14 protein-coding genes are annotated in these 13523 nt (G+C 71.8%); 10 read left to right on the forward strand and 4 right to left on the reverse strand.

The window, feature by feature from the left end:
• The first annotated feature begins 84 nt into the window (after positions 1-84).
• The 3 genes from ACZ5XZ_RS05735 to ACZ5XZ_RS05745 all read left to right on the forward strand — a co-directional run bounded on the left by ACZ5XZ_RS05735 (position 85) and on the right by ACZ5XZ_RS05745 (position 1410).
• Entirely contained in the window at positions 85-330 is a 246-nt protein-coding gene (locus ACZ5XZ_RS05735) for an SCO5555 family protein (protein ID WP_384433744.1), read from the forward strand.
• 125 nt (positions 331-455) lie between these two features.
• Entirely contained in the window at positions 456-1118 is a 663-nt protein-coding gene (locus ACZ5XZ_RS05740; RefSeq protein WP_468974823.1) for an HU family DNA-binding protein, read from the forward strand.
• A gap of 88 nt (positions 1119-1206) precedes the next feature.
• A complete protein-coding gene (locus ACZ5XZ_RS05745) occupies positions 1207-1410 on the forward strand; it encodes a hypothetical protein (RefSeq protein WP_399147158.1) in 204 nt (67 codons plus the stop codon).
• Here the strand turns inward: ACZ5XZ_RS05745 and cofC are convergent.
• Positions 1391-2041: a 2-phospho-L-lactate guanylyltransferase gene (gene cofC / locus ACZ5XZ_RS05750; protein WP_468974824.1), complete on the reverse strand. Its 651-nt coding sequence runs from the start codon at positions 2039-2041 to the stop codon at positions 1391-1393. The genes ACZ5XZ_RS05745 and cofC overlap by 20 nt on opposite strands.
• A gap of 161 nt (positions 2042-2202) precedes the next feature.
• On the opposite strand from cofC, the gene ACZ5XZ_RS05755 reads away from it, so the two are divergent.
• The 3 genes from ACZ5XZ_RS05755 (at position 2203) to ACZ5XZ_RS05765 (ending at position 5293) form a co-directional block, all read left to right on the forward strand.
• Positions 2203-3066 carry a lysophospholipid acyltransferase family protein gene (locus tag ACZ5XZ_RS05755; RefSeq protein WP_468974825.1) on the forward strand — a complete coding sequence of 288 codons (864 nt, stop codon included), beginning with the start codon at positions 2203-2205 and terminating at the stop codon, positions 3064-3066.
• Positions 3063-4064: an NAD(P)H-dependent glycerol-3-phosphate dehydrogenase gene (locus ACZ5XZ_RS05760; RefSeq protein WP_468974826.1), complete on the forward strand. Its 1002-nt coding sequence runs from the start codon at positions 3063-3065 to the stop codon at positions 4062-4064. The genes ACZ5XZ_RS05755 and ACZ5XZ_RS05760 overlap by 4 nt, the downstream gene beginning before the upstream one ends.
• A gap of 92 nt (positions 4065-4156) precedes the next feature.
• Entirely contained in the window at positions 4157-5293 is a 1137-nt protein-coding gene (locus tag ACZ5XZ_RS05765) for a D-alanine--D-alanine ligase family protein (RefSeq protein WP_468974827.1), read from the forward strand.
• Here ACZ5XZ_RS05765 and ACZ5XZ_RS05770 read toward each other — a convergent pair.
• Positions 5290-5781 carry a DUF3515 domain-containing protein gene (locus tag ACZ5XZ_RS05770; RefSeq protein WP_468974828.1) on the reverse strand — a complete coding sequence of 164 codons (492 nt, stop codon included), beginning with the start codon at positions 5779-5781 and terminating at the stop codon, positions 5290-5292. The two genes, ACZ5XZ_RS05765 and ACZ5XZ_RS05770, sit on opposite strands and share 4 nt — an antisense overlap.
• 9 nt (positions 5782-5790) lie before the next feature.
• Complete coding sequence (locus tag ACZ5XZ_RS05775; RefSeq protein WP_384433720.1) at positions 5791-6024, reverse strand: Lrp/AsnC ligand binding domain-containing protein; 234 nt, start codon at positions 6022-6024, stop codon at positions 5791-5793.
• Between the two features lie 158 nt (positions 6025-6182).
• Here ACZ5XZ_RS05775 and ACZ5XZ_RS05780 point away from each other — a divergent pair, with 158 nt between their 5' ends.
• Together ACZ5XZ_RS05780 and thiD are read left to right on the forward strand one after the other, a co-directional pair.
• Positions 6183-7148, forward strand: coding sequence for a thiamine-phosphate kinase (locus ACZ5XZ_RS05780; protein ID WP_468974829.1), 966 nt, complete (start codon positions 6183-6185; stop codon positions 7146-7148).
• Between the two features lie 204 nt (positions 7149-7352).
• Positions 7353-8183 carry a bifunctional hydroxymethylpyrimidine kinase/phosphomethylpyrimidine kinase gene (gene thiD, locus ACZ5XZ_RS05785; RefSeq protein ID WP_468974830.1) on the forward strand — a complete coding sequence of 277 codons (831 nt, stop codon included), beginning with the start codon at positions 7353-7355 and terminating at the stop codon, positions 8181-8183.
• Positions 8184-8346: 163 nt separating this feature from the next.
• Here thiD and rpmB read toward each other — a convergent pair whose 3' ends face one another.
• On the reverse strand, positions 8347-8532 hold the full coding sequence (gene rpmB / locus ACZ5XZ_RS05790) for a 50S ribosomal protein L28 (protein WP_006602870.1): 186 nt from the start codon (positions 8530-8532) through the stop codon (positions 8347-8349).
• Between the two features lie 215 nt (positions 8533-8747).
• Here rpmB and ACZ5XZ_RS05795 point away from each other — a divergent pair, with 215 nt between their 5' ends.
• Positions 8748-10424: a DAK2 domain-containing protein gene (locus ACZ5XZ_RS05795; protein ID WP_468974831.1), complete on the forward strand. Its 1677-nt coding sequence runs from the start codon at positions 8748-8750 to the stop codon at positions 10422-10424.
• 56 nt (positions 10425-10480) lie between these two features.
• A complete protein-coding gene (locus ACZ5XZ_RS05800; RefSeq protein WP_468974832.1) occupies positions 10481-13495 on the forward strand; it encodes a helicase-related protein in 3015 nt (1004 codons plus the stop codon).
• Positions 13496-13523 lie beyond the last annotated feature (28 nt).

Genomic DNA, 13523 nt, shown 5'->3' on the forward strand with positions numbered 1-13523 from the left:
GTTGGCAGGGGGCGCATCTGCTTGTCCAGGCCGCTGTTGAGGCCCCGTGAAGCGACAACTCGCCGCAGATGGCACAATTAGCGCATGGAACGCGACGACCAACTCAAGCTCTACGGTCTCGTCGCCGACCGTCTCAAGGACGCACACGCAAGAGTGCGGACACTGCAAGTCCCGGAGGGCGTACGGATGGCGCTGAACCGGAAGCTGCTCGTCATCACGGCCGCGGCTAAACACGATCTTGCGGACGCGGCAAGGCGTCTGGAGTGGTTCATGGAAGACCTCGACGAAGGTCGTTATCCCGAAGATGTGCACGCCGACGGAAGTCCGTGAAGGTCGAGTTCGTTGCGGCACAAGGGTGATTAGCCCGTTTCGTGTTTGATTTGCGGTATATATCTGCCTAACGTGCGAAAAAGCTTGGAAACTTTCGTTCCAGCAATGTCTCCGAAGGGGAAGACGTGAACAAGGCGCAGCTCGTAGAAGCCATTGCCGACAAGCTCGGCGGCCGTCAGAACGCCGCGGACGCGGTCGACGCGGTACTGGACGCAATCGTCCGCGCAGTTGTCACCGGCGACCGTGTTTCGGTCACCGGATTCGGCTCGTTCGAGAAGGTCGACCGTCCGGCCCGTTACGCCCGTAACCCGCAGACGGGTGAGCGCGTGCGGGTCAAGAAGACCTCGGTGCCGCGTTTCCGCGCCGGTCAGGGCTTCAAGGACCTGGTGAGCGGCTCGAAGAAGCTCCCCAAGGGTGGCGAGGTCGCCGTCAAGAAGGCCCCCAAGGGCAGCCTGACCGGCGGCGCGGCCATCAAGAAGGCCGCCGCGAAGAAGGCCACCGCCAAGAAGGCCGCCGCGAAGAAGGCCACCACCGCCAAGAAGGCGGCGGCGAAGAAGACCACCACGGCGAAGAAGGTCACCGCCAAGAAGACGACGGCGAAGAAGACCACCGCCAAGAAGGCGACCACCGCCAAGAAGGCCACCACGGCCAAGAAGGCCACCACGGCCAAGAAGGCGACGGCGAAGAAGACCGCCCCCGCCAAGAAGGCCACCGCGAAGAAGGCCCCCGCCAAGAAGGCCACCGCCCGCAAGACCACCGCGAAGAAGGCCACCGCCCGCAAGCGGTAACCAGCAGCGGCGACGCCATGCGTCGGGCCGGTCTCCCTCCGGGGAGCCCGGCCCGCGGTGCGTTCGGGCGCCGTCTAGGCTCTGTGCCATGCAGGCCACCGCGTACACGTACGACTCCGACACCCGTTCCGGCAGCGTGCTGCTGGACGACGGGACCCCACTGCCCTTCGACGCGGCGGCCTTCGACGCCGGCGGCCTGCTGCTGCTGCGGCCCGGTCAGCGGGTCCGCATCGAGGTCACCGGGGAGGGCGACGCCCGGCACATCGACCTGATCACGCTCCAGACGCTCTGACCGGCGGCGGCAGACGCGGCGCCTGGCGCGCCGTGTGCGGGCCCACGCCCAGTGCCAGCGCGGCCAGCAGGTCCTCGCCGGTGTCCACGTCCCGGCGTACCGACACCACGTCCGGTGTGGTGATCTCCCGCGCTCCGGACGCCAGGTGACGGGCCCGCGAGGCACCGCCGAATGCCGGTGCCAATTCCACTCCGGAACTCGCGGTCAGAAGTGTTGTCCCGATATCCGCCGCATCCGCGAGAAATGCACGGGGAAATAGCGAAGCGGAATGGAGCACCAGTTCCAGTTCGGTCGGGCGCAGTGCCGGAAGGTCGGCGTTCAACGCGGCGACCGGCGCGCCCGGGCGGTGCGCCCGCACCGCGCCCGCCCCATGGGCCAGTGCCGCGTTGAGCCCCCGCGCCGGTGTGTCGGGCACGATCCGCGCCCCCAGGGCCGCCAGACGCTCCCCGGCGAGCGGATCATCCGTGACAACCACCACATCCCGCACGTCTTCGCAGGCCAGCGCCGCTGTCACGGTGTCCAGGGCGAAGGCGAGGGCCAAGCGGGGCCGAAACTCCTCACCGGCCGCCCCGGAGAGCCTGCTCTTGGCCCGCACCAGCGGCTTCAGCGGCACGACCAGGCTCCAGCCCACATCCGCTCCGTCTCTTCGCATCGGCGCCATTCTCACCCGCCGCCGCCGCTCTCCGGGAGCGCCGGGGTTACGGTGTCCTCGACAGAGCGGGTACCTGGGGCGACACTTGTGCGGCTGCCGGCTCGCAGCAGCATCACAGGTCCCACAAGGAGGGTGTCCCAGTGTCCCGCCGCAGAATCGGCTTCTGGTACCGCTTGGCCGCGGTCATCTGCAAACCGCCGCTCTTGGTTCTGTTCAAGCGGGACTGGCGGGGAATGGAGCACATTCCGGCCGACGGCGGTTTTATCACCGCGGTCAACCACAACTCGTATCTCGACCCGCTCTCGTATGCGCACTATCAGTACAACACCGGGCGGGTCCCCCGATTCCTCGCCAAGGCCGGACTCTTCAAGAGCGGCTTTGTCGGTCTGATGATGCGCGGCACCGGGCAGATCCCCGTCTACCGGGAAACCACCGACGCCGCCACCGCGTTCCGCGCCGCCGTCACCGCCATCCACAAGGGCGAATGCGTCGCCTTCTACCCCGAGGGCACCCTCACCCGCGACCCGGAGCTGTGGCCCATGCAGGGCAAGACCGGTGCGGCGCGGGTGGCCCTGCTGACGAAGGCGCCGGTCATCCCCGTCGCGCAGTGGGGCGCCAACGACGCGATGCCGCCGTACGCCAAGGAGAACAAGCTCCAGCTGCTCCCGCGCAAGACCCTGCGGGTCAAGGCGGGACCGCCGGTCGACCTGAGCGCGTACTACGACCAGGAGCCGACCGCCGAGGTGCTGCGCGCCGTCACCGACCGCATCATGGCCGCGATCACCGAGCAGCTCGCCGAGCTCCGCGGCGAGCCGGCGCCGGCCGAACCGTACGACTGGCGCAAGGCGATCGCCCAGGAGCGCCGCGCCGCCCGAGAGGCCGCCAAGGCCGGCCGGGCCGCGGTGGCGAACCGGGCCGCCGAGCCGGCCGCCGCCACCGAAGGCGCCGCCGCCCCGCAGCAGGTCCGAAGCACCCAGCAGGCACAGGAGGATGAAGGCAAGTGACGCGCTGCGCCGTCTACGGCACGGGGTCCTGGGGCACCGCATTCGCGATGGTGCTGGCCGACGCGGGATGCGAGGTGACCCTGTGGGGGCGCCGCGCCGGCCTCGTCGACGCCATCAACAGCGGCCGCACCAACCCCGACTACCTGCCGGGGGTCGAGCTCCCCGCGTCCGTACGGGCCACCACCGACCCCGCACAGGCGGCACGGGACGCGGAGTTCACCGTCCTGGCCGTCCCCTCCCAGACGCTGCGCGGCAACCTCGCCGAATGGGCGCCCCTGCTGCCCTCCGACACGATCCTGGTCTCCCTGATGAAGGGCGTCGAACTGGGTACGGCCAAGCGCATGAGCGAGGTCATCGAGGAGGTCGCCAAGGCCCCCGCGGAGCGCGTCGCCGTGCTGACCGGCCCCAACCTCGCCAAGGAGGTCGCGGCCCGGCAGCCCGCCGCCGCGGTCATCGCCTGCACCGACGAGTCGGTCGCCCGCCGGCTGCAGGGCGCCTGCCACACCTCGTACTTCCGCCCGTACACCAACACCGACGTGGTGGGCTGCGAGCTGGGCGGCGCCGTCAAGAACGTCATCGCGCTCGCCGTCGGCATCGCCACCGGCATGGGCCTGGGCGACAACGCCAAGGCGTCCCTGATCACCCGGGGTCTGGCCGAGACCACCCGGCTCGGCCTGGCCATGGGCGCCGACGCGCACACCTTCGCGGGCCTGGCCGGCATGGGCGACCTCGTCGCCACCTGCTCCTCGCCGCTGTCGCGCAACAACACCTTCGGCACCAACCTCGGCCGCGGGATGACGCTTCAGGAGACCATCGCGGTCACCAAGCAGACCGCCGAGGGCGTCAAGTCCTGCGAGTCCGTACTGGATCTGGCCCGTCGGCACGGCGTCGACATGCCGCTCACCGAGACGGTCGTGGACATCGTCCACGAGGGCAAGCCGCCGATGGTGGCTCTCAAGGAGCTGATGTCGCGCACCGCGAAGTCCGAGCGGCACTAGGGCCGGGGCGGGGGCCGTTGCCGGTTTGCGGGCGTACTACCCGGCGCCGCAACGCTGACGCAGGCTCTACCAGCAGGTACCCTCGACGCGATATGAGCAGCCAGACCTCCTCCCACAAGCCCCGCGTCGCCGTCGTGTTCGGCGGCCGCAGCTCCGAGCACGCCATCTCCGTACTCACCGCCGGAGCCGTGCTGCGCGCCATCGACCGCGAGAAGTACGACGTGCTGCCCATCGGCATCACCACCGACGGCCGCTGGGCACTGACCGCCGACGACCCCGACCGGATGGCCATCACCGACCGGCAGCTGCCCAGCGTGGCCGCGCTCGCCGAGTCCGCCGACGGCTCCGTGGTGCTCCCCGTCGACCCGACCAGCCGTGAGGTCGTCTACAGCGAGCCGGGCTCGGTGCCCAAGGCGCTCGGCGAGGTCGACGTGGTCTTCCCCGTCCTGCACGGCCCCTACGGCGAGGACGGCACCCTGCAGGGCCTGCTGGAGCTCTCCGGCGTGCCCTACGTCGGCTCGGGCGTGCTCGCCTCCGCCGTCGGCCAGGACAAGGACTACATGAAGCGGGTGTTCACCTCCTTCGGGCTGCCGGTCGGCCCGTACGAGGTCATCCGCCCGCGGGAGTGGGACCAGGACCCCGCTGCCGCCCGCAAGAAGATCGTGGACTTCGCCGCGGAACACGGCTGGCCGCTCTTCGTCAAGCCCGCCCGGGCCGGCTCGTCCATGGGCATCAGCAAGGTCGACGACCTCGGCGGCCTGGACGAGGCCATCGAGGAGGCCCGCCGGCACGACCCCAAGATCCTCGTGGAGTCGCTGCTGCGCGGCCGCGAGATCGAGTGCGGGGTGCTGGAGTTCGAGGACGGCCCGCGGGCCAGCGTCCCGGCCGAGATCCCGCCGGTGACCGCGCACGACTTCTACGACTTCGAGGCCAAGTACATCGACTCGGCCACCGGGATCGTGCCCGCGCCGCTGACCGCCGAGCAGACCGCCAAGGTCCAGGAGCTGGCCGTCGCGGCCTTCGAGGCGGCCTCCTGCGAGGGCCTGGTGCGGGCGGACTTCTTCCTGCAGGAGGACGGCGAGTTCGTGATCAACGAGATCAACACACTCCCCGGGTTCACGCCCATCTCCATGTACCCGCGGATGTGGCAGGAGAGCGGTGTGAGCTACCCGGAGCTGATCGACCGGCTCCTCCAGGCCGCGCTCCAGCGCTCGACGGGGCTGCGCTAGACGCCCTTCGGCACTGCCCTGCGCACGGCGCCCGCGAGGTCGGTGAGCACATCGACCTCGGGGGCGTACTTCCCGGGAACGGTCACCTCGACATAGGCCTTGCGCAGCACGGTCGTGAAGCGGTACCCGTCCTCCTGCTTCTCGAAGAGCCATTCGACGCCGTTGACTTCCGCCGCGTCGGCCTTGGGGTTGTAATGTTCACTCCCGTACGTCAGGACGTCGGGCTTCGGCACCCCGCAGCGCAGTTTCACGGCAGGATCGCCCCATATGGCAGTGAAGTCGGAAACGGGCTCGGCGGCACGTCGCGCGAGCCCGTCCACGGTCTGCGGCAGCTCCCGGTGGAGCGCCCGGCAGTGCCGTGCCGCCTCACCGGGGGGTGAGGGGGCGGCCACGTCCACGGAAGACGAACAGCTCACCGCGCCGACCAGCACGGTGAGCAACGGCAGGGCCAGGTACCGGCGACGCGCACAGATCACCCGGCCGAGCATACGGGGGAGCTACAGATGAACGACCGGACAGGTAAGGGTGCGGGTGATGCCCTCCACCTGCTGGACCTTCGCGACCACCATCCGCCCCAGTTCGTCGACAGTGTCGGCCTGAGCGCGCACGATGACGTCATAGGGGCCGGTCACGTCCTCGGCCTGCAGTACACCGGAGATCTTCGAGATCACCTCCGCTACCGCCGAGGCCTTGCCGACCTCGGTCTGGATCAGGATGTAGGCCTGTACCACGGAACCTCCAGGGCGGCTTCGAGGATCATGTGGGAAGAAGGGACGCCACGGTACCGCGTCACCGCGCGGAGCGGGGAGACCCGCGCGGTGAACAGGGGAAGTGGGGCGCAGCCGTCAGCCACGTACGGACCGTCCGTACACATGGGAAGGGCAACAGCATGAAGGGCACCGTGGGGGAGCTGGGCGAGTTCGGGCTGATCAGGGAGCTCACCTCCCGGCTCACCTCCACTCCGGCGGTACGGATCGGGCCGGGCGACGACGCCGCGGTGGTCACCGCGCCGGACCGCAGGGTGGTCGCCAGCACCGACATCCTGCTGGAGGGCCGGCACTTTAGGCGCGACTGGTCCACCGCCTACGACGTCGGCCGCAAGGCCGCGGCGCAGAACCTCGCCGACATCGCGGCGATGGGCGCGGTGCCCACCGCGATCCTGCTCGGCCTGGTCGTCCCCGCCGAGCTCCCCGCGACCTGGCCGACCGAGCTGATGGACGGCCTGCGGGACGAGTGCCAGGTGGCCGGTGCCGCGGTCGTCGGCGGCGACGTCGTACGCGGCGACACCATCACCGTCGCCATCACCGCGCTCGGCGACCTGCGCAACCAGGAGCCGGTCACCCGGGCCGGCGCCCAGCCCGGCGACGTGGTCGCGGTGACCGGCTGGCTGGGCTGGTCCGCCGCCGGGCACGCCGTCCTGACCCGCGGCTTCCGCTCACCGCGGGCCTTCGTGGAGGCGCACCGCCGTCCCGAGCCCCCGTACCACGCGGGCCCGGCGGCCGCCGGACTCGGCGCCACCGCCATGACCGACGTCAGCGACGGACTCGTCGCCGACCTGGGGCACATCGCCGAGGCCAGCAAGGTCCGGATCGATCTGCGGTCCGCCGCGATCGACATCCCCTCGCAGATGTCCGACATCGGTACGGCGGTCGGCGTGGACCCGATGCAGTGGGTGCTCAACGGTGGCGAGGACCACGCCATCGTGGCCACCTTCCCGCCCGATGTGAAGCTGCCCGCCCGGTGGAAGGTCATCGGCGAGGTGCTCAACCCCTCCGCGCTGCCGCAGGTGACGGTGGACGGCGCCCCCTGGGCAAAGGCCGGCTGGGACCACTTCGGGGACAACGGGGACGCCTAGGGCCTGCCCGATGGGTCATGGCCGAGGCCGCGGCGTCTGGCACGGCACCTCGCGGCGTTGCCGAAACGTCCCGATAGCTCCGCTATCGAGACGCTCCGGCGCCTTGCGATGCACCGCACCAGACGCCGCGGCCTCTCCGACCCTGACCCATCGGACAGGCCCTAGGCCCTGATCGCCCGGGCAGGCCCTAGTAGATTCGGCGGCATGGGCATACCTCCACGCGTCCTGACCGTCGCCGGGTCCGACTCCGGCGGCGGCGCGGGCATCCAGGCCGACCTGAAGACGATGCTGGCGCTCGGCACCCACGGCATGAGCGTGCTGACCGCCGTCACCGCCCAGAACTCCCTGGGCGTCCAGGGCGCGTGGGAGCTGCCCGCCGAGGCCGTCCGGGCCCAGTTCCGCAGCGTCGTCGACGACATCGGCGTCCAGGCGGTCAAGACCGGGATGCTCTCCTCCGCGGAACTCGTCGAAACCGTCGCGGAGCTGCTCGCCGAACTCACGGTCCCGGTCGTCGTCGACCCCGTCGGGGTGTCCAAACACGGCGATGCGCTGCTGGCCGCCTCCGCGCTGGACGCGGTGCGCGGCAAGCTGCTGGCGACGGCCACCGTCGCCACCCCCAACTTGGACGAGGTCGCCCAGCTCACCGGCGTACGCGTCCAGGAGGAGGCCGACATGCGGCGGGCGGCCGCCGCCGTCCTGGAGTTCGGGCCGCGCTGGGCGCTCATCAAGGGCGGCCATCTGCCGGTCGCGGAGGGCGGCGGGCCCGGAGGCGCCGGGGACACGGCCGTCGATCTGCTCACCGACGGCACCGAGGAGCACTGGCTGCGCGCCCCCCGCCACGACAACCGGCACACCCACGGCACCGGCTGCACGCTCGCCAGCGCGCTCGCCGCACGGCTGGCCAAGGGGGACACCGTCCCGCAGGCCGCCGCGGCCGCCAAGGAGTACGTCACCGGCGCCATCGCGGCCGGCTTCCGGCTGGGCGCGGGCATCGGCCCCGTGGACCACGGCTGGCGCCTGCGCGACGGGCGCTGAGCACGGCCCCGGCGACGCTCGGCCGGGCAGCGGCGCTCGCGGAGCGCTCCTCTGCCGTTGTCACGCCCTGCCCTGCCCTGCCCCGGGAACGGCAGAAGCCGGTCCACCACGAGGGTGGACCGGCTTCCCAAGCAACCGGTCGGGCTGCGCTACGGCTAAGGCGTCAGCGCGAGACCTTGCCGGCCTTGATGCACGAGGTGCAGGCGTTCAGCTTCTTCGGCGTGCGCCCGATCACTGCACGAACCGTCTGGATGTTGGGGTTCCAACGACGGTTGGTGCGGCGATGCGAGTGCGAGACACTCTTGCCGAAGCCCGGCCCCTTGCCGCAGACGTCGCAGTTGGCAGCCACGGGTCACTCCAAAGACTTCAGATGCACTTACGGTGAGATCCCGACGAGCCGAGTGCATTGCCCGGCCGGCGTCGTCAGGAGAGGAAATGGCCCGATTCGCATCGGGCAACCGGAGCAGCATACAACGACCGCTCCCGTAGAACGAAACTATCACGCACCCCAGGGCCCCCGCTCCGGCCTCCCCGCCCGGCCGCGGCTACTGTGCGGTGCATCCCGTGACCCAGGAGGACGACGTGCCGTACCCGCTCGACGCCGCCGCGGTCCGCTCCTGGTGCGGGCTGGCCCTGGAGGCGCTCGGCCGGGAACGCGAGCGGATCGACGCGATCAACGTCTACCCGGTGGCCGACGGCGACACCGGCACCAACCTGTATCTGACGCTCGAATCGGCCGCCCGCGCGGTCGAGGCCGCCTTCGACGGGCACGCCTCGGCCGGTACCGCCCCGGGCCTGGCCGACGCCATCGGCGCCATGGCGCACGGCGCCCTCATAGGGGCGCGCGGGAACTCCGGCACGATCGTGGCGCAGCTGCTGCGCGGGATGACCGAGGTGCTGGCGGCCGCGGACGGCGGCACCGACGGCGGAGCGGACGCGCTGCGCAGGTCGCTGCGCCGGGCCGCCACGGCGACCTACGAGGCCGTCGCGCACCCCGTGGAAGGCACCGTCCTGACCGTCGCGACCGCGGCCGCCGACGCCGCGGAGCGGGCCGCCGGCGGGGCGGGCGGCGCGGCCGAGATCGCCCACGCCGCCCACGAGGGCGCCCGCAGCGCCCTGCGGGCGACCCCCGGGCAGCTCGCGGTCCTGGGCCGGGCCGGCGTCGTGGACGCCGGCGGCTGCGGGCTCGTCGCCCTGCTGGGCGCGCTCGCCGACGCGCTCGGCGGGAAGGTCTCGGCGACCCCGGTCGCGGTACGGGCCGACGCCCCGCTGCCCGAGGCGGCCGGCTGCGAGGTCGCCGCCCGGACGGCCGCGGAGGACCGCGGGGACCCGGACGGGCCGGCCTTCGAGGTGATCTACCTGCTGGAGGCCGACGACGCGGCCGTGGCGCGGCTGCGCACCCGCCTCGACGGTCTCGGCGACTCCCTGGTGGTGGTCGGCGGGGACGGCCTGTGGAACGTCCATGTCCACGTCGACGACGCGGGCGCGGCCGTGGAGGCCGGCATCGAGGCGGGCCGGCCGTACCGGATCCGCATCACCCACTTCGGCGGTGCCGGCCGCGCCAGGGAGCCGGCGATGGCGGCCCGGGCCGTGGTGTCGGTGGTGCCGGGCGACGGACTGGCCGGACTGTGCGCGCAAGCCGGCGCCACGCCGGTCTCCGTACGTCCCGGGGAGCCGCCCGCCAGCGGTGAACTGGTGCAGGCGATCCGGCAGGCGCACGCCCGCGAGGTGATGCTGCTGCCCAACGACCCCGAACTGCGGCACACCGCGGCGGCCGCCGCCGAACAGGCCCGCACCGAAGGCGTACGGGTCGCGCTGATCCCCACCCGCGCCGCCGTCCAGGGCCTCGCCGCGCTGGCCGTGCACGAGCCGGGCCGCAGCTTCGACGAGGACGTGGTCGCGATGACCTCGGCCGCGGGCGCCACCCGCTACGCGGAGCTGGCCCTCGCCGAGCGGCAGTCGTGGACGATGGCCGGGGTCTGCCAGGCCGGGGACGTCCTGGGCCTGATCGACGGCGATGTCGCGGTGATCGGCTCGGACCTCACCCGCACCGCGATGACCGTCCTGGACCGGATGCTGTCGGCCGGCGGGGAACTGGTGACCCTGGTCCTGGGCGCCGACGCGCCCGACTCCCTCGCCGAGCGGCTGGAGCGGCATGTGCGCGAGCGGCATCTGGCCGTGGACACGGTCGTCTACGAGGGCGGCCAGCACGCCGCGCCGCTGCTCATCGGCGTGGAGTGAGCGCCCGTGCCGGTGGGTGAGCCGCAATTGTCACAGGCGTGGTGTGCAATAGACGCGTGGCTGCGCTCGACGAATCCCTGAAGAAAATCCTCGGCGGTACCACCGCGAAGGTGCTGGCCGAGCAGCTCGACCTGCATACGGTCGGCGACCTGTTGCACCACTACCCGCGCCGCTACGCCGAGCGTGGTGAGCTGACCCGCCTCGCGGATCTCCCGCTGGACGAACACGTCACGGTCGTCGCGCAGGTCGCGGATTCCCGGGTGCTGAAATTCAACGCCGGCCGGGGGCAGCGCCTCGAAGTGACGCTCACGGACGGCAGCGGCCGGCTCCAGCTGGTCTTCTTCGGCAAGGGCATCCACAAGCCGCACAAGGAGCTGGTGCCGGGGCGGCGCGCGATGTTCGCCGGCAAGGTGTCGGTCTTCAACCGCAAACTGCAGCTCGCCCACCCCGAGTACGAGCTCCTCGACCGCGACGCCGGCGACGGAGCCGACGCGGCCAGCGCGTTCGCCCATCAGCTGATGCCGATCTACCCGGCCTGCCAGCAGATGGCGTCCTGGAAGATCGCCAAGGCGGTCGACGCGGTGCTGCCCAGCGCGCCGGACGCCGTCGATCCGCTGCCCGAGGCGCTGCGCGAGGGGCGCGCGCTGGTCCCGCTGCCCGAGGCACTGCTCAAGATCCACCGGCCGGGGAGCAAGGCCGACATCGCCGACGCGCGGGCCCGGCTGAAGTGGGACGAGGCGTTCGTGATGCAGGTCGCCCTCGCCCGCCGCCGGCTCGCCGACACCCAACTCCCCGCCGTGGCACGCAAGATGGTCAAGGGCGGCATCCTCGACGCCTTCGACGCCAAGCTGCCCTTCACCCTCACCGACGGCCAGCAGAAGGTCAGCCGGGAGATCTTCGACGACCTGGCGACCGAACACCCCATGCACCGCCTCCTCCAGGGCGAGGTGGGCTCCGGCAAGGCGCAGCCGCTGGACGCCCTGGTGCTGACGCCGCGCGGCTTTCGGCCCATGGGGGAGATGGCCGTCGGCACGGAGGTGGTCGTGCCGAGCGGCGAGATCGCCGTGGTGGACGGTGTCTTTCCCCAGGGGGAGCGGGAGGTGTGGCGGCTGGTGCTGTCGGACGGCAGCGCCGTCGAGTGCGACGACGAGCACCTGTGGATCGTCGGGGCCCAAGGCACGGAGGAGCGGGTGCTGACGACGCGCGAGCTGCGCGGCGATCTGCTGGGCGCCGACGGCCGGCCCAAGTGGTCCATCGCGCCGGCCGTGCCGGTGGACCTCGACGGCGGGGAGCTCCGCCCGCGCGATCCGTACGAGCTGGGCCGGGCGCTGGCCGACAACGGGGGCCGGGTCCCGGACGCCTGTCGGAACGCGCCGCTCAAGGACCGGCTGGCCGTGGTGCAGGGCCTGATGGACGCGGGGGGCGAGTTCTTCGGAAACGGCGCGGCCTTCCGCGGGGCCCCCACCGCGACGGCCGAGGGCCTCGCCTGGCTGGTGCGCTCTTTGGGCGGCAGCGCCCGCCTGATCCCCGCACCCGGCGTGCGCGGTGTGTACGACGTCGCCGTGGCGCTTCCCGACACGTACCCGCTCTCCCGGGGGGCGGACCCGACGCCCCGGCGGCCCCCGGGCGATGTCCGCTTCCGCCGCACCATCCAGGCCATCGAGCACGTCGGCCGCAAGCCCGCCCAGTGCATCAGCGTCGCGCACCCCGACCACGCCTATGTGACCGACCACTTCACCGTCACGCACAACACCATGGTCGCGCTGCGCGCCATGCTCGGGGTGGTCGACAGCGGCGGCCAGGCCGCGATGCTCGCGCCGACCGAGGTGCTGGCCCAGCAGCACCACCGCTCCATCACCGAGATGATGGGCGAACTGGCCGAGGGCGGCATGCTGGGCGGGGCCGAACAGGGGACGAAGGTGGTGCTGCTGACCGGCTCCATGGGGGCCGCGGCCCGCCGCCAGGCGCTGCTCGATCTGGTCACCGGCGAGGCCGGGATCGTCGTCGGCACCCATGCCCTGATCGAGGACAAGGTGCAGTTCCACGACCTGGGGCTGGTGGTCGTCGACGAACAGCACCGCTTCGGCGTCGAACAGCGCGACGCGCTGCGCGGCAAGGGCAAGCAGCCGCCGCACCTGCTCGTCATGACGGCCACACCCATTCCGCGCACGGTCGCCATGACCGTCTTCGGCGATCTGGAGACCTCCGTCCTGGACCAACTCCCCGCCGGACGCTCGCCGATCGCCAGCCATGTGGTGCCCGCCAAGGACAAGCCGCACTTCCTCGCCCGCGCCTGGGAGCGGGTCCGCGAAGAGGTGGCCGCCGGGCACCAGGGCTATGTGGTGTGCCCGCGGATCGGCGACGACGAGGAGGAGGCGCCCAAGGGCAAGAAGGGCGGCTCCGGCTCCAAGGGGGCCGCCGCCGAGGCGAGTTCACCGGAGGACGCGCAGGAGAAGCGCCCGCCGCTCGCGGTGCTCGACATCGCCGAACAGCTCGCCAGGGGACCGCTCGACGGCCTGCGGGTGGCGGTGCTGCACGGCAGGATGGCGCCGGACGACAAGGACGAGGTGATGCGGTCCTTCGCCGCCGGAGAGCTGGACGTGCTGGTCGCGACGACGGTCATCGAGGTCGGGGTGAACGTCCCGAACGCCACCGCCATGGTGATCATGGACGCGGACCGCTTCGGCGTCTCCCAGCTGCACCAGCTGCGCGGCCGGGTCGGCCGCGGCTCGGCGCCCGGACTGTGCCTGCTGGTCAGCGAGATGCCCGAGGCCAGCCCCGCCCGGGCCCGGCTGGCCGCCGTGGCCGCCACCCTCGACGGCTTCGAACTCTCCCGTATCGACCTCGAACAGCGACGCGAGGGCGACGTCCTCGGACAGGCGCAGTCCGGCGTCCGCTCCTCGCTGCGGATGCTCACGGTCATCGACGACGAGGAGATCATCGCGTCCGCCCGCGAGGAGGCCACGGCGCTGGTCACCGCGGATCCGGAGCTGACCGGCTATCCGGAGCTGAGGATCGCGCTGTCCGCCCTGCTGGACGAGGAGCGGGAGCAGTATCTGGACAAGGGCTGAGGGGTTGCGCGACGAGCGGGGGAGTGCC

Source organism: Streptomyces sp. NPDC033270, assembly GCF_055576575.1.